The 19,952-nt window shown below is 58.9% G+C and carries 17 protein-coding genes; 16 read left to right on the top strand and 1 reads right to left on the bottom strand.

What is annotated here, in order from left to right; genetic code table 11:
• Nucleotide 1: 1 nt before the first annotated feature.
• Together cheA and cheW are read left to right on the top strand one after the other, a co-directional pair.
• Nucleotides 2–2,038: a chemotaxis protein CheA gene (cheA, locus tag DG357_RS14220; RefSeq protein ID WP_028013652.1), complete on the top strand. Its 2,037-nt coding sequence runs from the start codon at nt 2–4 to the stop codon at nt 2,036–2,038.
• Nucleotides 2,039–2,057: 19 nt separating this feature from the next.
• On the top strand, nt 2,058–2,561 hold the full coding sequence (gene cheW / locus DG357_RS14215) for a chemotaxis protein CheW (protein WP_014884351.1): 504 nt from the start codon (nt 2,058–2,060) through the stop codon (nt 2,559–2,561).
• 105 nt (nt 2,562–2,666) lie between these two features.
• Here the strand turns inward: cheW and DG357_RS14210 are convergent, their stop codons facing one another.
• Nucleotides 2,667–3,926, bottom strand: a complete 1,260-nt coding sequence (locus tag DG357_RS14210) for a dicarboxylate/amino acid:cation symporter (RefSeq protein ID WP_028013651.1) — start codon at nt 3,924–3,926, stop codon at nt 2,667–2,669.
• A 431-nt stretch (nt 3,927–4,357) separates the two neighbouring features.
• On the opposite strand from DG357_RS14210, the gene DG357_RS14205 reads away from it, so the two are divergent.
• The 14 genes from DG357_RS14205 to flhE all read left to right on the top strand — a co-directional run bounded on the left by DG357_RS14205 (nt 4,358) and on the right by flhE (nt 19,734).
• Nucleotides 4,358–4,930 (top strand): Csu type fimbrial protein, encoded by a 573-nt coding sequence (locus DG357_RS14205; RefSeq protein ID WP_028013650.1) that lies wholly within the window; start codon nt 4,358–4,360, stop codon nt 4,928–4,930.
• Between the two features lie 8 nt (nt 4,931–4,938).
• Complete coding sequence (locus tag DG357_RS14200) at nt 4,939–5,487, top strand: Csu type fimbrial protein (protein ID WP_028013649.1); 549 nt, start codon at nt 4,939–4,941, stop codon at nt 5,485–5,487.
• A gap of 17 nt (nt 5,488–5,504) precedes the next feature.
• Complete coding sequence (locus DG357_RS14195) at nt 5,505–6,266, top strand: fimbrial biogenesis chaperone (RefSeq protein ID WP_088205096.1); 762 nt, start codon at nt 5,505–5,507, stop codon at nt 6,264–6,266.
• The gene (locus tag DG357_RS14190; protein WP_088205067.1) at nt 6,242–8,626 is read left to right on the top strand and encodes a fimbria/pilus outer membrane usher protein; all 2,385 of its coding nucleotides are present in this window, start codon (nt 6,242–6,244) and stop codon (nt 8,624–8,626) included. The genes DG357_RS14195 and DG357_RS14190 overlap by 25 nt, the downstream gene beginning before the upstream one ends.
• Nucleotides 8,623–9,585 carry a Csu type fimbrial protein gene (locus tag DG357_RS14185; protein WP_045260325.1) on the top strand — a complete coding sequence of 321 codons (963 nt, stop codon included), beginning with the start codon at nt 8,623–8,625 and terminating at the stop codon, nt 9,583–9,585. The genes DG357_RS14190 and DG357_RS14185 overlap by 4 nt, the downstream gene beginning before the upstream one ends.
• 84 nt (nt 9,586–9,669) lie before the next feature.
• Nucleotides 9,670–11,337, top strand: coding sequence for a methyl-accepting chemotaxis protein II (tar, locus tag DG357_RS14180; RefSeq protein WP_047367823.1), 1,668 nt, complete (start codon nt 9,670–9,672; stop codon nt 11,335–11,337).
• A gap of 44 nt (nt 11,338–11,381) precedes the next feature.
• Nucleotides 11,382–12,983, top strand: coding sequence for a methyl-accepting chemotaxis protein IV (tap, locus tag DG357_RS14175; protein ID WP_088205066.1), 1,602 nt, complete (start codon nt 11,382–11,384; stop codon nt 12,981–12,983).
• Between the two features lie 19 nt (nt 12,984–13,002).
• The gene (gene cheR / locus DG357_RS14170) at nt 13,003–13,869 is read left to right on the top strand and encodes a protein-glutamate O-methyltransferase CheR (protein WP_014884342.1); all 867 of its coding nucleotides are present in this window, start codon (nt 13,003–13,005) and stop codon (nt 13,867–13,869) included.
• On the top strand, nt 13,866–14,915 hold the full coding sequence (locus DG357_RS14165; RefSeq protein ID WP_014884341.1) for a protein-glutamate methylesterase/protein-glutamine glutaminase: 1,050 nt from the start codon (nt 13,866–13,868) through the stop codon (nt 14,913–14,915). The genes cheR and DG357_RS14165 overlap by 4 nt, the downstream gene beginning before the upstream one ends.
• Nucleotides 14,916–14,932: 17 nt before the next feature.
• Nucleotides 14,933–15,322, top strand: coding sequence for a chemotaxis response regulator CheY (gene cheY / locus DG357_RS14160; protein ID WP_008500431.1), 390 nt, complete (start codon nt 14,933–14,935; stop codon nt 15,320–15,322).
• Nucleotides 15,323–15,332: 10 nt separating this feature from the next.
• Nucleotides 15,333–15,977, top strand: coding sequence for a protein phosphatase CheZ (gene cheZ / locus DG357_RS14155; protein WP_028013643.1), 645 nt, complete (start codon nt 15,333–15,335; stop codon nt 15,975–15,977).
• A 148-nt stretch (nt 15,978–16,125) separates the two neighbouring features.
• Complete coding sequence (gene flhB, locus DG357_RS14150) at nt 16,126–17,274, top strand: flagellar biosynthesis protein FlhB (protein WP_041909432.1); 1,149 nt, start codon at nt 16,126–16,128, stop codon at nt 17,272–17,274.
• Complete coding sequence (flhA, locus tag DG357_RS14145; RefSeq protein ID WP_028013641.1) at nt 17,267–19,345, top strand: flagellar biosynthesis protein FlhA; 2,079 nt, start codon at nt 17,267–17,269, stop codon at nt 19,343–19,345. The genes flhB and flhA overlap by 8 nt, the downstream gene beginning before the upstream one ends.
• The gene (flhE, locus tag DG357_RS14140; protein ID WP_028013640.1) at nt 19,342–19,734 is read left to right on the top strand and encodes a flagellar protein FlhE; all 393 of its coding nucleotides are present in this window, start codon (nt 19,342–19,344) and stop codon (nt 19,732–19,734) included. The genes flhA and flhE overlap by 4 nt, the downstream gene beginning before the upstream one ends.
• The last annotated feature ends 218 nt before the right edge of the window (nt 19,735–19,952 follow it).

The following is a 19,952-nucleotide window of genomic DNA, read 5'->3' as shown; positions in this document are numbered from 1 at the left end:
CGTGAGCATGGATATTAGCGATTTTTACCAGACATTCTTTGATGAAGCCGACGAACTGTTGGCGGATATGGAGCAACATTTGCTCGATCTGGTGCCCGAAGCACCCGACTCTGAGCAGCTCAATGCCATCTTCCGCGCGGCGCATTCTATTAAAGGCGGAGCCGGAACGTTTGGATTTACCATCCTGCAGGAAACGACCCATTTAATGGAAAACCTGCTTGATGAAGCACGACGCGGTGAGATGCAGCTCAATACCGACATTATCAACCTGTTTTTGGAAACCAAAGATATTATGCAGGAACAGCTCGACGCCTATAAAAGTTCGGCAGAGCCTGATGCCGCCAGCTTTGAATACATCTGCAATGCGCTGCGCCAGCTCGCCCTGGAAGCAAAAGGTGAGGTCGCTGCAGCCGTTGTCCCTGCGGCAAAGCTGAGCGTTGTCGATGCGGTTGCTGCTGAAGAGGCCGCGCCAGCCGCCGCGCAAGCGGGCAAGCTGCGCGTTGTGCTGTCACGCCTGAAAGAGAGCGAAGTTAACCTGCTGGAAGAAGAGCTGGGTAACCTGGCGAAATTAAGTAACGTAGTGAAAGGCAAAGACAGCCTCGCGGCGACCCTCGATGACGGTATCAGTCAGGACGATATCGTGGCGGTGCTGTGCTTTGTCATTGAAGCCGACCAGATCGCCTTCGAAACGGAAGCCGCCGCGGTAGCAGCTCCGGCTGCAGAAGAAGAGGTTGCCGTCGTTGCCCAAGCCGCCGCACCGGCTGTGGCCCCAGCGGCCCCGGTGCTGAAGGCGGTGCCAAAAGAGGCCGCGGCGCCTGGCCGTGGTGAAAAACCGGCCGCGCGCTCCAGTGAGTCCACCAGCATTCGCGTTGCCGTTGAGAAGGTTGACCAGCTGATTAACCTGGTTGGCGAACTGGTGATCACCCAGTCCATGCTGGCGCAGCGTTCTAACGAACTCGACCCGGTCACGCACGGCGATCTGATCACCAGCATGGGCCAGCTTCAGCGTAATGCCCGCGACCTGCAGGAATCGGTGATGTCCATCCGCATGATGCCGATGGAATATGTCTTCAGCCGCTTCCCGCGCCTGGTGCGCGACCTTGCCAGCAAGCTGAATAAGCAGATTGAACTGACCCTGATGGGCAGCTCAACGGAGCTGGATAAGAGCCTGATCGAGCGCATCATCGACCCGTTAACGCACCTGGTGCGTAACAGCCTCGACCACGGTATTGAACTGCCGGAAAACCGCATTGCCGCCGGGAAATCTCCGGTCGGGAATCTGATCCTCTCTGCGGAACATCAGGGCGGGAACATCTGCATCGAAGTGACCGACGACGGCGCGGGCCTTAACCGCGAGCGCATCCTGGCGAAAGCCATTTCACAGGGGATGGCGGTGAATGAAAACATGACCGACGAAGAAGTGGGCATGCTGATCTTCGCGCCGGGCTTCTCGACCGCCGAGCAGGTGACGGACGTTTCCGGACGCGGCGTCGGCATGGACGTGGTGAAACGTAACATTCAGGAGATGGGCGGCCACGTTGAGATCCAGTCTAAACAGGGCTCCGGCACCACCATCCGCATCCTGCTCCCGCTGACGCTGGCGATCCTCGACGGCATGTCGGTCAAAGTCGCGGACGAAGTCTTCATTCTGCCGCTGAACGCGGTGATGGAATCCCTCCAGCCGCGTGAAGAAGATCTGCATCCGCTGGCGGGCGGCGAGCGCGTTCTCGAAGTGCGCGGTGAGTACCTGCCGCTGGTCGAGCTGTGGAAAGTGTTCGAAGTGGACGGGGCGAAGACCGAGGCCACGCAGGGTATCGTGGTGATCCTGCAAAGCGCGGGCCGTCGCTACGCGCTGCTGGTCGATCAGCTGATTGGTCAGCACCAGGTGGTGGTGAAGAATCTCGAAAGCAACTACCGCAAGGTGCCGGGTATTTCTGCTGCCACCATTCTGGGGGATGGTAGCGTGGCGCTGATCGTCGACGTGTCGGCGCTTCAGGGATTAAATCGTGAACAACGTGTGGCGTACACAGCCGCCTGATTAAGTAGAAGGTAATAACATGACCGGTATGAGTAATGTAACGAAACTGGCGGGCGAGCCATCAGGGCAGGAGTTCCTGGTATTCACTTTGGGCGATGAGGAGTACGGCATCGATATCCTGAAAGTGCAGGAAATTCGTGGTTACGACCAGGTTACCCGCATCGCTAACACGCCAGCGTTTATTAAAGGTGTCACCAATCTGCGCGGCGTGATTGTGCCAATCGTGGATCTGCGCGTGAAGTTCAGCCAGGGCGACGTTGACTACAACGACAATACCGTCGTGATCGTCCTGAACCTGGGACAGCGCGTGGTGGGTATCGTGGTGGATGGCGTATCTGACGTGCTTTCCCTGACCTCTGACCAGATTCGTCCTGCGCCGGAGTTTGCGGTCACGCTGTCGACCGAATACCTGACCGGCCTGGGGGCGCTCGGCGAGCGTATGCTGATTCTGGTGAACATCGAAAAGCTGCTGAACAGCGAAGAGATGGCGCTGCTGGATATCGCGGCGAATCATGTAGCGTAGGTAAATGCAAAACGGCAACCCAGGTTGCCGTTTTTAGTGTTTGCTCCCTCTCCCTGTGGGTGAGGGCTGGGGTGAGGGCATCAGGCCTCACCCTTTTTCATGCCATTACGCTTCCTGCTTTACCAGTTCAGCTTCAGCTTCCCGCGCACCTTCATTCTGCGAAAGCATCGCCGTCGCAATCCCGTTCCCCAGCACGTTAATCGCGGAACGCCCCATATCCAGGAAGTGGTCGATCCCCATCAGCAGCAGGATCCCCGCCACCGGAATGTTAAAGCTCGGGATCGTTGCGGCCAGCACCACCAGCGAAGAACGCGGCACGCCCGCAATGCCTTTTGACGCCAGCATCAGGGTTAACATCAGCACCGTCACCTCAGAGAAGCTCAGGTGAATGTTGTACGCCTGCGCAATAAACATCGAGGCAAACGAGCAGTACACCATTGACCCCACGAGGTTGAAGGAGTAGCCAATCGGCAGAACGAAAGAGGCGATATTGCGCGAGCAGCCAAAGCGCTCCAGCTGCTCCAGCGTTTTAGGGTAGGCCGCTTCAGAACTGCTGGTGGTGAATGCGACCAGCACCGGATCTTTCAGCATGCTGACCAGGCGAAACACCTCTTTTTTCAGCACCATGTAACCCACGGCCAGCAGCACCATGCAGGTGAGAAGAATGGCAACGTAGTAGCCGCCAATAAAGGAGGCGTAGTTCAACAGGATGCCCAGACCCTGCGTGGCAATGACGGAGGAGATCGCCGCGAAGATGGCCAGTGGCGCAACGTACATCACGTAACCCGTTACCTTCAGCATGATATGGGAAACCACATCCAGTGCGGCCACCAGCGGCGCGTTGAATTTCTGCCCCAGCGACGCGCCGCCGATGCCGAAGAACATCGAGAACACCACTATCTGCAGGATCTCATTGTTCGACATCGCCCCCGCGATGCTGGTGGGAATGGTGTGAGACAGGAACGCTTTCAGCGTCATCCCGCCCACGGCCAGACCGGTATCCACCGCCTCGGTTGGAATAGTCAGGTTCAGGCCGCTTCCCGGACGCTCCAGCGTGACGATAAACAGTCCGACCAGAATAGAAAGCACGGATGAACTGATGAACCATACCATCGCTTTGCCGCCCACCCGGCCTATGGTGGAGGTTTCTCCCAGCTTCATAATGCCCACGGTCAGCGTGCTGAAGACCAGCGGCGCAATAACCATTTTGATCAGACGGAGGAAAATATCGGTCAGAAGGGTAATATTATCCGACCAGGCTTTGATGGCATCCGCAGATGCGTACTCGTGAATTGCCGCCCCTGAAAGAATACCCGCCAGCATGAATATCACGATGAAGAGTGTAAGTTTGTTTGCACTTGCCACGAAAAAAGACCCTCTATGCGCTATCAGATGTCGCCCGCGCCGATACATATAAATTTTTTATTACTGCGCGGGAAAATATTCGGCACATAAATTGACGCAAAGCGTAGGGGGTTACAACAAGTTTTTAAGTTTTATTGATTTTGTTGTTGGTGGCATAACGATATATTGTGATGGTGATCACACTATAAGGGATATATTCTCTTCTGAAAAAATAAAAATGCGGCCAAAATAATTTTAATTCATTGTTATTTATAAGAATATTAAGTCAATAGGACACAAGGATTATGCGTTTTGGGGCGGGTGGTGGAAGCGATATCCGTAAACTAAATTCTCATTAACCCCTCTCAGAGGAACCTTAAGCGGGGCTAACATCTTGAACAGCATAAATAAAATGTGGCAAGGGAACGCGTTTGACTTCCGGAGGGTGGAAAATGAAAAGAAAACGCCTTTTAATCTGCGCTGGCGCGTTACTGGCGGCGACAACGGTACATCCTGCGCTGGCCGTGACCAGCAGCGGCACCATCGGTGCGACGCTGACCCTCACAAACGGGTGTCTGATTAACGGATCGCCCACGCAAAACGGTATTAACTTCGGGACACTCGATTTTGGTACCCATCCCGCCACGTTTTCCACGCTGACCACCCAGCTCACCGGCGCCAGCGGCGGGAATACGTTCACCATTCAGTGCACCACCGCCAGCTATACGGTGGCGATCACCGGCAACACTAACTCCACCGCACCCGGTACCGTGGTCGGCACGCCGGGCACGCCTGCGCGCTATCTGATCAATACCGCCAATGCGGCGCAGGGCGTGGCTTACAGTCTGTACAGCGACAGCGGATTTAACAACGTCATCGCCAACAACGCGGCGCTGCCGGTCGCGTCGACGGCGGGCGGGGTCAACAGCTACACCCTTTACGGGCGCATCACCGGCGGCGGTAACAGCGTCACGGTGGTGCCGGGCACTTATACCGACACGATCAACGTCAGCGTCACCTACTAGCTCCAGCCATGAAGGCCTCCTTTTTAAGTCTGCGCGCTTGCGCAGAGGGGATCGTGCAGCCTTTTTTTGCGCTGGCGCTGGGGCTGACCCTGGTTTCCGGGGCCGGCGCTGTGACGTCGCAGTCGTTTAAGGTGAGCGCGACCGTCGTGCCGGGATGTTCTGTCACGACGGGGACCGGCGGGATCTTCGGGACGCTGGATTTTGGAACCCATACCGGCGTGGAGAGTGCCCCGGTCAGCACCAGCTTTGTGCCCAACGGGGCGCTGTCCATCGCCTGCACGCCGGGCGTGGCGCTGAGCATGAGTATCAACGGCGGGCAAAACTACGCCTCGGTGCGCCGCATGACGCGTTCAGGCGGCACCGACGTGGTGGGCTACCGGCTTTACAGCAGCAGTTCACTGGCGGCGAACAGTGAGATTGGGGTCAACCAGGCCATCCCGGTGACCTACACCAACAGCAACAATATTGCACTACCACTTTTTGGCGTAGCGCTGCTGACGGGATTTAGCCCGGCAGGCACCTATTCCGATCAGCTCACCGTGACCTTGTCATGGTGAAAAAGGGAGAACATTCGATGAAGCCACTATTCAGGCATTGGTACCTGGTGAGTATGTTGGGCGTGACCGCCATGGCGGGAGGACAGGCGCAGGCGGCGGCGACCATTCTGTTATGGCCCATCGATCCGTGGCTGTCGGCCGACAGCAAAGCGACTGAACTGTGGATCCAGAATCAGGGAAACAGTGCCACAACGATGCAGGTGCGCATTGTGCGCTGGAAGCAGGAGGGGGGCTTTGAGCGCTATACCGCCCAGCAGGACGTGGTCGCCAGCCCGCCCATCGTCACCATCGGCAAAGGCAGTAAACAGCTGATCCGCCTGATCAAACAGGGTACCGTTCCGATGGGCGTTGAACAAGCCTATCGCATTATCGTGGATGAAATTCCCCAGCCGGACGCGAAGGCCGACCCCGCCATCGGCCTTAAACTGCAGATGCGCTATTCCATACCCTTGTTCGTTTACGGACAGGGGATACCGACAATAAAAGAGGGGGCGCATCATGCCCTCGTGGATACCCGTAACCTGAGCTGGCGCGTCACGCAGGTGGCGGGCCAGCCTGCCATTGAAGTCCGCAATCAGGGCGATGTTCACGTCAGGCTCAGCCAGGTGGCGCTGGAGCAGGGGGGACAAAAGCGCATGATTGCGGATGGCCTGCTGGGCTATGTGCTGCCGGGCAGCACCCGCAGCTGGCCGATTCCGGCCGGGATCCGCCAGCCCAGCCAGATCAGCGCGCAGATTAATGCCAGGGATGCACAATGGCAGTCGACGCCCGTCAACTGAAGCCCGCAATGATGATCCTGCTTTGCGTGAGTACCAGTACCTGGGCCGAACCGGGTGATGACAGCTTACCGCCGCCGCCGCAAGCGCAGGCGATAAACGGGGAGGCGGTTTTCCAGCTCGCCCTGGTACTGAACCACTACGACACCGGGCTGGTGGTTCCCGTGACGCAACGCGACGGCGCTTACTATATCTCCAGCGCCGATTTGCTGCGCGCCGGGCTTCCGCCTGAACATGTGCCCAACGGCGACGTCAATCTCAGCACGCTTCCGGCGGTGCGGGTGGAGTACGACAGTCCCGCCCAGCGTCTGCTGCTGACCGTGCCCCGTGAGTGGATAACCTCCCGCGTCACCCCGTTTGGCGGCCAGCCGACGCAGAGTAAGCCTCACTATGGCAGAGGCGCGCTGCTCAATTACGATTTTTATACCAACCATACCGAGCACGTCGGCGGGCAGGCCTCGCTCTGGCATGAATTCCGCTACTTCAATGAAAACGGTTCATTCTCCTCCACCGGCTACGCCCGCGAAAATTTCACCGGCAACGACGGTCAGCAGGAGGGCTATGTCCGCTATGACACCACCCTGCTGGTGACCAACGAGGAGGACGCCACCACCTGGACCGCCGGGGATGTCATCAGCGATGCCCTGAGCTGGAGCAGCAGCGTCCGCATGGGCGGGATCAGCTATGGGCGTGATTTCTCCCTGCGTCCGGACCTGGTGACCTGGCCGCTGCCGGAATTTTCAGGTGAAGCGGCGGTGCCGACCTCGGTCGACCTCTTCATCAACGGCTACCGCTCCGGGTCCACGCAGCTGCAGCCCGGGCCGTTCACCCTGACGAACCTGCCCTACATTAACGGCGCCGGGGATGCGGTGCTGGTCACCACCGATGCGCTGGGGCGCCAGGTGAGTACCACGCTGCCGTTTTACGTCACCAGCGATCTGCTGAAAGAAGGGCTGAGCGATGGGGCCGTTACCCTGGGGAGCCTGCGGCGCAACTACGGCATTAAGAATTTTGACTACGGCCCGGCGGCGGGGAGCGGATCGTATCGCTACGGCCTGACGGACTGGCTGACGCTGGAGGGGCACGCCGAAGGCGCGGAGGAACTGACACTCGCCGGTGCGGGGACGGTGGTCAAGCTGGGGCGTTTTGGCGTGGTGAATACCTCGTACAGCCAGAGCCGGATGCGCGGAGATGACGGCGGGCAAATCAACTGGGGCTACCAGTACAGCACCAGCGAGTTCAGCCTCGCCACCCAGCATACCCGCCGCGATCGCGGCTTTGGTAACCTGGTCCTGTATGACCAGCCGACGGTGTACGACGAAAATGACCGCCCCATCGCCAGCTTTAGCCGCAATACCGATCAATATTCCCTGACCTTCAACCTGGGGGAATACGGCAACATCGGGGCGGCCTGGATCGGCGTGGAGAGCTTTGACAGCCAGAAAACCGAGCTGCTTAACCTCTCCTGGAGCCGAAATCTGTGGGGCTCCAGCAGCATTTACCTCGCCGCCAGCCGGGACCAGCAGCGGGGCGACTGGACGGTCGCGATGTCATTCCAGGTGCCGCTGGGCGAACGCGACAGCGCGGCGCTCACCGTGGAAAATACCCCGGATGCAGGCAGCACGCAGCGCATCAACTACAACCACTCGATGCCCTCCGACGGCGGCTTCAGCTGGAATATGGCGTGGGCGAACCAGTCGCGATCGAATAACTACCAGCAGGGAACGGTGGGCTGGCGCAATAACAATATCGAGCTGCAGGGGGGCGGGTACGGCGAGAAGGGCATGATGACCTGGTGGAGCGAAGCGATGGGCTCCCTGGTGCTGATGGACGGCGAACTGTTTGCGGCAAACAAAATCAACGATGCGTTTGTGGTCATCAGCACCGATGGCCAGCCGGATGTCCCCGTCAGCTATGAAAACCAGCCGGTTGGTAAAACCAACCGCAACGGGTATCTGCTGGTGAGCGGCGTCTCGGCCTATTACCCGGCAAGCTACAGTATTAATACCCTGAACCTGCCTGCCGACACCCGGCTGAAAGAGACCGAGCGGCGGGTGGCGATCCGCCGCCACAGCGGTTATCTGGTGGATTTCCCGATGGAACAGGAGCGGGTAGCGAGCGTCATCCTGCACGACGCGCAGGGGGAGGCCATTCCGGTGGGAAGCCAGGTTCGACGCGCCTCGCGCAGCAATGCGGTGGTGGGATATGACGGGATTGCCTGGCTGGAAAACCTCAGCGACGTCAATCTGCTCGACGTCACGACGCCGACAGGCAAACGCTGCAGGGCAACGCTGACCATCGGCGCGAACCCGGACCACAGGCTGCAAACCTACGGCCCGCTGGTCTGCCGGGAGGGGCCATGAAGCGCTGGGTGATGTTGCTCCTGCTGCTGCTCTCCGGCGGCAGCTGGGCGGCCTGTACCGTCAGCACGGTCAATGCGTCGTTCGGCAGCGTCACGTCGTTTGCGCTGAGCGGCTCCGGGGAGGTGGAGACCACCGGCACGCTGGTGGTAGCGTGTGATGCGATACTCAACCTGCTGACGAACGACTCGGTGACGCTGAACTACACCGCAGCAACGATATCGGCCAACAGTCGTGCGACCCTGAAACGCACCGATAATGCCGCCATCACGGACGTGATCCCCACCCGGCTGTGTGGACTTTCGGGTTGCGCGAGCAGCAGTGAGGTACAGATAAGTAAATCGTATACCTGGAGCGGAAATACCTTGCTGGGATTGCTCGGGTCAAAGCAGTACAACATTCCGCTCTATTTCCGCACCGTCGCCGGACAAAACGTCTCTGCCGGGCCGTATCAGGTGCAGTTAACCTTCAGCGTTAACTACAGCGTCTGTTCCGTGGGGGCGCTCGGTATTTGCACCATCAATCAAACGGGAACCGCGACGACCAGTATTCTGCTTAACCTGACCGTCACCAACGACTGCAGCGCCATGACCACGCCGGACGTCAACTTTAGCAGTGCGCCGCTGGTGCAAAATTTCCCCACGGTCTCGCAGGCGATTGCCGTCACCTGTACCAAAGGCAGTACCTATACCATCGGGATTAACAATGGTGCCAACGCGCTGAATAACGTGCGCCGGATGGTGAGCGGCAGTAACTACCTGAGTTATGACATCTATAAAGAAGCCACCACTAACCGCTGGGGCAGCAGCGGCAGCGAACGCTGGACCAGCGCGACCTCCTCGCTGGTCAGCGCCGACGGCCTGCTGCGTACCTATAACTACACCGCCAAAGTCCTGACGAATCAGGCCACGCCACCCGCCGGTACCTACACCGATACGCTGATTGTTGACGTCGCGTTTTAACCCCGCGCTTTTCCCTTTCGCAAATGTAAAGTTCCTGTGGCCTGTGCCGATAACACCGTTAATAAATCTATGAGAAGGTGTTGTATGTTGAACCGTATCCGCGTTGTCACAATGCTAATGATGGTGCTGGTCATTTTCGCACTACTTCAGCTTATCTCCGGCGGGCTTTTTTTCTCGTCGTTAAAACAGAACCAGGACAGCTTCGCCGCCTCGAACGATCTCCGCCTGCAGCAGAGTGAGCTCACGTCGACGTGGGATCTGATGCTGCAAACGCGCATCAACCTGAGCCGCTCGTCCGCGCGCATGATGATGGATCCGAACAATCAGCAGAGCAGCGCGAAAACCGATCTGCTAAAAAATGCCCGGGCCACGCTGGCCGACGCGGCTAAACACTACGCCGCCTTCAGGCAAATCGCACCGCAGCCTGCTATGGCGCAGGTGAGCCAGAACATTGATGAAAAATACAGCGCCTACTATGCCGGGCTGACGGAGCTGATCCAGTTCCTTGAGAGCGGCAACATGGATGCCTACTTCGCACAGCCGACGCAGGGGATGCAAAACGCACTCGGCGCGGCGCTGGGGGAATACGCGAAGGCCAGCGGCGATCTGTATCACTCGGCCTTTACTGAAAGCCAGAATGACTACCGCTTTGCGAAATGGCAGATGGCGGTATTGGCCCTGGCGCTGGTCATTGTGCTGTTCGCTGTGTGGTACGGCATTCGCCACATCCTGCTGAACCCTCTCGGCCGCGTGATTGCCCATATTCGCGAGATTGCCTCTGGCGATCTGACCAAAACGCTGACCGTTTCCGGACGTAACGAGATCACCGAGCTGGCCAACAGCGTCGACCACATGCAGCGTTCATTGATCGAGACCGTCGCCAACGTGCGTAACGGATCCGAGGCGATCTATACCGGCACCAGCGAAATCGCGATGGGGAATAACGATCTCTCATCTCGTACCGAGCAGCAGGCGTCGGCGCTGGAAGAGACGGCCGCCAGCATGGAGCAGCTCACCGCAACCGTGAAGCAGAACGCCGATAACGCCCGCCAGGCGTCTCAGCTGGCGGAAAGCGCCTCCGAAACCGCGCAGCGCGGCGGTCGCGTGGTGGATGGCGTGGTGAAAACCATGCACGAAATCGCCGACAGCTCGAAGAAAATCGCCGACATCATCAGCGTCATCGACGGCATTGCCTTCCAGACCAACATCCTCGCGCTCAACGCCGCCGTGGAAGCAGCGCGCGCGGGCGAACAGGGTCGCGGGTTTGCGGTGGTGGCCGGGGAAGTGCGCAACCTTGCCAGCCGCAGCGCCAACGCGGCAAAAGAGATTAAATCCCTGATTGAAGACTCCGTCTCCCGCGTGGATACCGGCTCCGTGCTGGTGGAGAGTGCCGGGGAGACCATGAATGACATCGTGAATGCCGTTACCCGCGTGACGGACATCATGGGGGAAATCGCCTCTGCGTCCGATGAGCAGAGTCGTGGTATCGACCAGGTTGCCCTGGCGGTATCGGAAATGGACCGCGTGACACAGCAAAACGCCGCGCTGGTGCAGGAGTCCGCTGCGGCGGCCGCTGCGCTGGAAGACCAGGCGAGCCGTCTGAAGATGGCCGTCTCGGCGTTTCGTCTCGCTTCACTCGCTGGAAATACGGTCACTGCGCAAGCTACGTACCGCGCGCCAGCCGCCGACACGGCGGTCACCCGCACGCGTGCTGCAACGACCGGACAAGATGAAAACTGGGAAACATTTTGACTGACAATTAAACCGCGGCTGCTTGCCGCTTGATGGGAGCGTGGATGTTAAATCGTATTCGTATCTCGACCACACTGTTTTTGATTCTGATCCTTTGCGGTGTGTTGCAGGTTGGCAGTAACGGGTTGTCTTTTTGGGCGTTTCGCGATGGCTATCAGAATTTGCAGGACGTTGAGGCGAGTAATCAACAGCGCTCCGCACTGGCACAAACGCGTGCCGTGCTGTTGCAGGCAAGCACTGCGCTGAACAAGGCAGGAACCTTAACCGCGCTCAGCTATCCGCCGGATGACATTAAGGCGCTGATGGCAATGGCGCGCGACAGCCTGAAGCAGGCAGACGCACAGTTTAAGGCCTTCACGGCGCAGGCGGCCGACGGCGAGAAAGAGAAAGCGCTGAAGGCGGCCATGAAAAAGAACTTTGAGCAGTGGTACAGCGATCTGGACCACCAGGCGACCTGGCTTGAGAACAACCAGCTTTCGGACTTCATGACCGCTCCGGTCCAGGCGTCTCAGGCGGCGTTTGACGGCAGCTTTGACGCATGGCAGCAGGATATCAATCAGTCTGTTCTGCGCGCCGGTGAAGCAAGCCGCACCAGCTATCACATGTCCGGCGTTATCTTTGCCGTCGTTGTGATTCTGGCGGGGCTGCTGACCGGCGGGGCGCTGCTCTGGGCGCGCAGAATGATTGTGCAGCCGCTGGCGATTATCAGCAGCCACTTCGACAGTATTGCGAAGGGGGATCTGGCGCGTCCGGTGGCGGTGTTTGGCAAAAACGAAATTTCGGCGATCTTTGCCAGCCTGAAGGCCATGCAGGGGTCGCTGCGGGAAACGGTATCCGACGTGCGTCAGGGCAGTTACGCCATGCATACGGGGATCTCAGAGATTGCGGCGGGGAATAACGACCTCTCGTCCCGCACCGAGCAGCAGGCGGCGTCGCTGGCGCAGACGGCGGCCAGTATGGAACAGCTGACCGCGACGGTAAGCCAGAACGCCGATAACGCGCGCCAGGCGTCTGACCTGTCAAAACAGGCGGCGCTGACGGCGAAGAGAGGGGGCGATCAGGCCTCTCACGTGGCCAGCACCATGCAGGAGATTGCCGCCAGCTCGCAGAAGATCGGCGACATCATCAGCGTGATTGACGGTATTGCGTTTCAGACCAACATCCTGGCGCTGAACGCCGCCGTGGAAGCGGCGCGCGCCGGCGAGCAGGGACGTGGGTTTGCGGTGGTGGCAGGTGAAGTGCGAAACCTGGCGAGCCGCAGCGCCAACGCGGCGAAAGAGATTAAGTCCCTCATTGAAGAGTCTGTCTCTCGCGTCCAGCAGGGGTCTGCCCTGGTGGATACGGCGGCGCATACCATGCACGAGATCGTCACCTCCGTGACGCGGGTTAACGACATCATGGGCGAAATTGCCTCGGCGTCGGACGAACAGCGTCGCGGGATAGAGCAGGTTGCTCAGGCCGTCAGCCAGATGGATCAGGTGACGCAACAGAATGCCTCGTTAGTTGAGGAAGCGGCAGCGGCAACCGATCAGCTGGCCAGCCAGGCGGATCGTCTCACCGGGCTGGTCGCGGTATTTAATGTGAAAGAGCACGTTGAAGCAGTAACAGAAGTCGGGCGGTCACAGGCCGTGCCAGTTGTATCCTGAATGTAATTAAGAAGGCGCTATGACATCACCAATGCCCCCTGGGCAAACGTCATTATTGTTGCAGATGACACAGCGCCTCGCGCTGTCCGACGCGCATTTTCGTCGGATATGTCAGTTAATCTACCAGCGTGCGGGGATCGTGCTTGCGGATCATAAGCGGGACATGGTCTACAACCGACTGGTGCGGCGCTTGCGTACGCTGGGGCTGGATGATTTTGGCCGCTATCTGAGCATGCTCGAAGCGAACCAGAACAGCGCGGAGTGGCAGGCTTTTATTAACTCACTCACGACCAACCTGACGGCCTTTTTCCGTGAAGCCCACCACTTTCCGGTTCTGGCCGAGCATGCGCGCCGTCGCACCGGGGAGTATCGCGTATGGAGTGCGGCCGCCTCAACGGGCGAAGAGCCGTACTCGCTGGCGATCACCCTTGCAGACACGCTGGGGATGGCGCCGGGACGCTGGAAAGTCTACGCCAGCGATATCGACACCGAGGTGCTGGAGAAAGCGCGCAACGGCGTGTATCGCCAGGACGAGCTGAAAACGCTGTCGCCGCAGCAGCTGCAGCGTTACTTCATGCGCGGTACGGGGCCGCATGAAGGCCTGGTTCGCGTACGCCAGGAGCTGGCGAACTGCGTCGAATTCGCGCCCGTTAACCTGCTCGATAAGCAGTACAACGTGCCGGGGCCTTTCGACGCCATTTTTTGCCGTAACGTCATGATCTATTTTGATAAAACGACGCAACAGGACATTCTGCGTCGGTTTGTTCCGTTGCTCAAGCCTGACGGTTTACTGTTTGCCGGGCACTCGGAAAACTTCAGCAACCTCGCGCGTGAGTTTAGCCTGCGTGGGCAAACGGTATATGCGCTGAGTAAGGAAAAAGCATGAGTAAAATCAGGGTATTGTCTGTCGATGATTCAGCGCTGATGCGTCAGATCATGACTGAAATCATCAATAGCCACAGCGACATGGAGATGGTGGCCACTGCGCCGGATCCGCTGGTAGCGCGGGATTTAATTAAAAAATATAACCCCGACGTGCTAACGCTGGATGTCGAGATGCCGCGCATGGATGGCATAGATTTCCTTGAGAAATTGATGCGCCTGCGTCCCATGCCGGTGGTGATGGTCTCCTCCCTGACCGGGAAAGGATCGGAAATCACCCTGCGCGCGCTGGAGCTGGGGGCGGTGGATTTTGTCACCAAACCGCAGCTCGGCATTCGCGAGGGGATGCTGGCGTACAGCGAGATGATCGCCGAGAAAATTCGCACCGCCTCGCGCGCGAAGCTCGCGGCCCACAAGCCGATGGCCGCGCCGGCAACCCTGAAGGCCGGACCGTTACTCAGCTCGGAAAAACTGCTGGTTATTGGGGCGTCAACCGGAGGAACAGAGGCAATTCGCCATGTACTCCAGCCATTGCCGCTTTCAAGTCCGGGTATTCTGATCACGCAGCATATGCCGCCTGGCTTTACCCGCTCCTTCGCCGAACGTCTGAACAAGCTGTGCCAGATCAGCGTGAAAGAGGCGGAAGACGGCGAGCGCGTGCTGCCGGGACATGCGTATATCGCGCCGGGGGACAAGCATATGGAGCTGGCGCGCAGCGGCGCTAACTATCAAATCAAAATTCATGACGGACCGCCGGTTAACCGGCACCGTCCGTCGGTGGATGTGCTGTTTCATTCGGTGGCGAAACATGCGGGGCGCAACGCCGTTGGGGTGATCCTGACGGGGATGGGCAACGACGGTGCCGCCGGAATGCTTGCAATGCACCAGGCTGGCGCCTGGACGATTGCGCAGAATGAAGCAAGTTGTGTGGTGTTCGGCATGCCGCGCGAGGCCATCAATATGGGTGGCGTGAGCGAAGTGGTCGATCTTAGCCAGGTAAGCCAGCAGATGCTGGCGAAAATCAGTGCCGGACAGGCAATACGTATTTGACTCAGGAGTATTATTTTATGGCGGATAAAGAGCTTAAGTTTTTGGTTGTGGATGACTTTTCCACCATGCGTCGCATTGTGCGCAACCTGCTGAAAGAGCTGGGCTTCAACAACGTTGAAGAAGCAGAAGACGGCGTGGATGCGCTGAACAAACTGCAGGCTGGCGGGTTTGGTTTTGTCATCTCCGACTGGAACATGCCGAATATGGACGGTCTGGAGCTACTGAAAACCATTCGTGCGGACGCGGGCATGGCGTCTATGCCGGTGCTGATGGTCACTGCAGAAGCGAAAAAAGAGAACATCATTGCCGCTGCACAGGCGGGCGCAAGCGGCTACGTGGTGAAGCCATTCACCGCAGCGACCCTGGAAGAGAAGCTCGGTAAGATCTTCGAGAAACTCGGCATGTGAGGTGTTGGTGATGATGCAACCTGCAATGAAACCCGTTGAAGAACACTCGCCGAGCGACATCATCGTCCGCATCGGCAGCCTGACGCGCATGCTGCGTGACAGCCTGCGTGAACTGGGGCTGGATCAGGCCATTGCCGAAGCGGCGGAAGCGATCCCGGACGCCCGCGACCGTCTGGACTACGTTGTGCAGATGACCGCTCAGGCAGCTGAGCGTGCGCTGAACAGCGTTGAAGCCTCACAGCCGCATCAGGATGCGATGGAAAAGGGCGCGAAAGCCCTGACCCAACGCTGGGATGAGTGGTTTGAGAACCCCATCGAGCTGGCGGATGCCCGCGAACTGGTGACCGACACCCGTCAGTTCCTGGGGGATGTGCCGGGCCACACCAGCTTCACCAACGCCCAGCTGCTGGACATTATGATGGCGCAGGATTTCCAGGATCTGACCGGTCAGGTGATCAAGCGCATGATGGATGTGATTCAGGAGATTGAGCGCCAGCTGCTGATGGTGCTGCTGGAGAACATCCCGGAACCGGCTGCCCGTCCAAAACGCGAGAACGAAAGCCTGCTCAATGGCCCACAGCTCGACGCCAGCAAGGCGGGCGTCGTGGCAAGCCAGGATCAGGTGGACGACCTGCTGGACAGCCTCGGCTTCTGATTATCCATTCCGCCTCAGGGGGGTTACGCCGCCTGAGGCGGTTTACGACAAAATCACCGAAAAGAGCCCGAATAAACGGGCTTTTCCCGCCATTGGATTTCCGCTGCGCTGGCATGATACCCGTGACGTAATGGGCTGAGCATGCACTGTGGCAGAAGAGAACGACGACAAAACGGAAGCCCCCACACCCCACCGACTAGAAAAGGCGCGTGAGGAAGGGCAGATCCCCCGATCCCGAGAATTGACCTCCCTGCTGATCCTGATCGTTGGGGTGTGCATTATCTGGTGGGGCGGGGAGTCGCTCGCCCGCAAGCTGGCGGGGATGCTCTCCACCGGCTTACGTTTTGACCACAGCATGGTCAACGACCCGAATCTGATCCTCAGCCAGATTATTCAACTGATAAAAGGGGCCATGGTTGCGCTACTGCCCCTGATTACCGGCGTGGTGCTGGTGGCGCTGGTCTCCCCGGTGATGCTGGGCGGGCTGGTCTTTAGCGGAAAATCGCTGCAACCTAAATTTTCAAAACTGAACCCGCTGCCGGGCATTGCGAAAATGTTCTCTGCGCAGACCGGGGCCGAGCTGCTCAAGGCTATTCTCAAATCGGTGCTGATGGGCAGTTCCGCAGGGTTTTTCCTCTGGTACCACTGGCCCGAAATGATGCGCCTTATCAGCGAGTCGCCCCTCACCGCGATGAGCAATGCGCTGAACCTGGTTGGGCTTTGCGCGCTGCTGGTGGTGCTCAGCATTATTCCGATGGTGGGTTTTGACGTTATCTTCCAGCTCTATTCCCACTTCAAGAAACTGCGAATGTCACGTCAGGACATCCGCGACGAATATAAGCAGATGGAAGGTGACCCGCACGTGAAGGGGCGCATCCGGCAGATGCAGCGTGCCGCCGCCCGTCGCCGCATGATGGAAGATGTGCCGAAGGCGGACGTCATCGTTACCAACCCGACGCACTATTCCGTGGCGCTGCGCTATGACGAAAACAAAATGAGCGCGCCGAAAGTGGTGGCAAAAGGGGCGGGGCTGATTGCATTGCGCATCAGGGAAATTGGTACCGAAAACCGCGTGCCGATCCTGGAAGCGCCTCCGCTGGCGCGAGCTCTTTACCGCCACGCGGATATCGGACAACAGATCCCTGGTCAACTCTACGCCGCGGTGGCGGAAGTGCTGGCCTGGGTATGGCAGTTGAAGCGCTGGCGTCTGGCCGGCGGTCAACGGCCTGTCAAACCTGAGAACCTTCCGGTGCCTGCCGCGCTGGATTTTATGAACGAGAAGGACACTGATGGCTAATCTGGTGGCAATGTTGCGCCTGCCCGGCAACCTGAAATCGACCCAATGGCAGATCCTCGCCGGGCCGATCCTCATCCTGTTAATTCTGTCGATGATGGTACTGCCGCTCCCGGCGTTCATCCTCGATCTGCTTTTCACCTTCAATATTGCGCTGTCCATTATGGTGCTGCTGGTGGCGATGTTCACCCAGCGCACGCTGGAGTTCGCCGCGTTCCCGACCATTCTGCTGTTTACCACCTTGCTGCGGCTGGCGCTGAACGTGGCCTCCACGCGTATCATCCTGATGGAGGGCCACACCGGCGCGGCAGCGGCGGGTAAGGTGGTCGAGGCCTTCGGCCACTTCCTGGTGGGCGGGAACTTCGCTATCGGTATCGTGGTGTTCGTTATCCTCGTGATCATCAACTTTATGGTTATCACCAAAGGTGCAGGGCGTATTGCGGAAGTGGGCGCGCGTTTTGTGCTGGACGGGATGCCGGGCAAGCAGATGGCGATCGACGCCGATCTGAACGCCGGGCTTATCGCCGAAGATGAAGCGAAAAAGCGCCGCGCGGAAGTGACCCAGGAAGCGGACTTCTACGGCTCCATGGACGGTGCAAGTAAGTTTGTGCGCGGGGATGCCATCGCGGGCATCCTGATCATGGTGATTAACGTGGTCGGCGGCCTGCTGGTGGGGGTACTGCAGCACGGGATGGACATGGGCCACGCGGCGGAAAGCTATACGCTGCTGACCATTGGTGACGGTCTGGTCGCACAGATCCCGGCGCTGGTTATCTCCACTGCGGCAGGCGTTATCGTGACCCGCGTCAGTACCGATCAGGATGTTGGCGAGCAGATGGTGGGCCAGCTCTTCAGTAACCCGCGCGTGATGCTGCTGGCGGCTGCAGTGCTCGGGCTGCTCGGCCTGGTGCCGGGGATGCCAAACCTCGTGTTCCTGCTGTTTACGGCGGGGCTGCTGGGGCTGGCCTGGTGGATGCGTGGTCGTGAGACCAGGCCAGCTGCGGATCCGGTTCCGGTGAAAATGCCGGAGAACACCCAGGCCGTAGAAGCGACCTGGAACGACGTTCAACTGGAAGATTCCCTGGGAATGGAAGTGGGGTATCGCCTGATCCCGATGGTGGATTTCCAGCAGGATGGCGAGCTGCTCGGCCGCATCCGCAGCATCCGTAAAAAATTCGCCCAGGACATGGGCTTCCTGCCGCCGGTGGTGCATATCAAGGACAATATGGACCTGCCGCCTGCGCGCTATCGTATTCTGATGAAGGGTGTTGAAATTGGCAGCGGCGATGCTTACCCGGGACGCTGGCTGGCGATTAACCCTGGCACTGCAGCAGGCACGCTGCCGGGCGAGCAGACCGTCGATCCGGCCTTTGGCCTGGCGGCAATCTGGATTGAAAGCGCGCTGAAAGAGCAGGCGCAAATTCAGGGTTATACGGTTGTCGAAGCCAGTACCGTGGTGGCAACCCACCTTAATCACCTGATTGGGCAATTCTCGGCCGAGCTGTTTGGCCGTCAGGAAGCGCAGCAGCTTCTCGATCGCGTGACGCAGGAGATGCCGAAGCTGACGGAAGACCTGGTGCCGGGCGTGCTGACGTTAACTACGCTGCACAAGGTGCTGCAAAACCTGCTTGAGGAAAAAGTGCCGATCCGCGATATGCGTACCATCCTGGAAACCCTTGCCGAGCATGCGCCGCTGCAGAGCGATCCGCACGAGCTGACGGCGGTGGTGCGAGTGGCGCTGGGGCGTGCGATCACCCAGCAGTGGTTCCCGGGGACCGGCGAAGTCCAGGTGATTGGCCTCGATACGCCGCTTGAACGCCTGCTGCTGCAGGCCCTGCAGGGTGGTGGCGGCCTCGAGCCTGGCCTGGCGGATCGCCTGCTGGAGCAAACTCAGGAGGCGCTGGCGCGTCAGGAGATGCTGGGCGCGCCGCCGGTGCTGCTGGTCAACCACGCGCTGCGTCCGCTGCTGTCGCGCTTCCTGCGCCGCAGCCTGAATCAGCTTGTTGTGCTGTCGAATCTGGAGCTGTCGGATAACCGCCATATCCGCATGACGGCAACGATTGGAGGAAAATAATGAAATGGCTATGGATTTTGCTCTTCCCGCTGGCGGCTCAGGCTGCCGGGGAAGGGACCTGGCAGGCAAGCAGCATGGGCGTGACCCTCAGCAACCGGGGTGTCGCCATGTCTTCTAATCCGCTGTCGCCCTCTGAAACGGTTTCTGGTCAGATGGGGATGGTGGTGTGGAACTACAGGCTGATTGGCCCAACGCCAGCCGGACTGCGGGTGCGCCTCTGCTCACAGACCCGCTGCACGGAAATCGACGGCGAAAATGGCACAACGCAGGCGTTCAACGGCGTGCCGGCCATTGAACCTTTACGTTTTATCTGGGAAGTGCCGGGCGGAGGACGTTTGATCCCGGCGCTAAAGGTGCAGAGTAATTCTGTCATCGTTAACTACCGCTAGCTGCCTGCCTTTTTCACCAGCCATCAGTCAATTCTGATGGCTGCCTCGCAAAATTGACCTCGCCTTTTGATGCAACAGAAACGCTGTTTTATAAATTAGTGACACGCGTGACGCGACTCTTTGCATTTTTGCCATTTACCCTGCCCGTGATGGCAGAAACAGAAAGGTATCAGGACGTCGTTGCATTTACTGTAGCCGTGTAAAAACTCCCCGATGAG

Origin of the sequence: Enterobacter bugandensis, assembly GCF_900324475.1 — a bacterium.
Classification (GTDB): domain Bacteria; phylum Pseudomonadota; class Gammaproteobacteria; order Enterobacterales; family Enterobacteriaceae; genus Enterobacter; species Enterobacter bugandensis.
This window is presented reverse-complemented; position numbering and strand designations above follow the sequence as displayed.

Coding starts and splice junctions, on each gene's coding strand:
- flhA (WP_028013641.1), top strand. CDS start 17,267: ATGGCTAATCTGGTGGCAATGTTGCGCCTGCCCGGCAACCTGAAATCG.
- cheR (WP_014884342.1), top strand. CDS start 13,003: ATGACATCACCAATGCCCCCTGGGCAAACGTCATTATTGTTGCAGATG.
- DG357_RS14185 (WP_045260325.1), top strand. CDS start 8,623: ATGAAGCGCTGGGTGATGTTGCTCCTGCTGCTGCTCTCCGGCGGCAGC.
- DG357_RS14195 (WP_088205096.1), top strand. CDS start 5,505: ATGAAGCCACTATTCAGGCATTGGTACCTGGTGAGTATGTTGGGCGTG.
- tar (WP_047367823.1), top strand. CDS start 9,670: ATGTTGAACCGTATCCGCGTTGTCACAATGCTAATGATGGTGCTGGTC.
- DG357_RS14205 (WP_028013650.1), top strand. CDS start 4,358: ATGAAAAGAAAACGCCTTTTAATCTGCGCTGGCGCGTTACTGGCGGCG.
- DG357_RS14190 (WP_088205067.1), top strand. CDS start 6,242: ATGGCAGTCGACGCCCGTCAACTGAAGCCCGCAATGATGATCCTGCTT.
- cheW (WP_014884351.1), top strand. CDS start 2,058: ATGACCGGTATGAGTAATGTAACGAAACTGGCGGGCGAGCCATCAGGG.
- tap (WP_088205066.1), top strand. CDS start 11,382: ATGTTAAATCGTATTCGTATCTCGACCACACTGTTTTTGATTCTGATC.
- cheZ (WP_028013643.1), top strand. CDS start 15,333: ATGATGCAACCTGCAATGAAACCCGTTGAAGAACACTCGCCGAGCGAC.
- cheY (WP_008500431.1), top strand. CDS start 14,933: ATGGCGGATAAAGAGCTTAAGTTTTTGGTTGTGGATGACTTTTCCACC.
- DG357_RS14165 (WP_014884341.1), top strand. CDS start 13,866: ATGAGTAAAATCAGGGTATTGTCTGTCGATGATTCAGCGCTGATGCGT.
- DG357_RS14200 (WP_028013649.1), top strand. CDS start 4,939: ATGAAGGCCTCCTTTTTAAGTCTGCGCGCTTGCGCAGAGGGGATCGTG.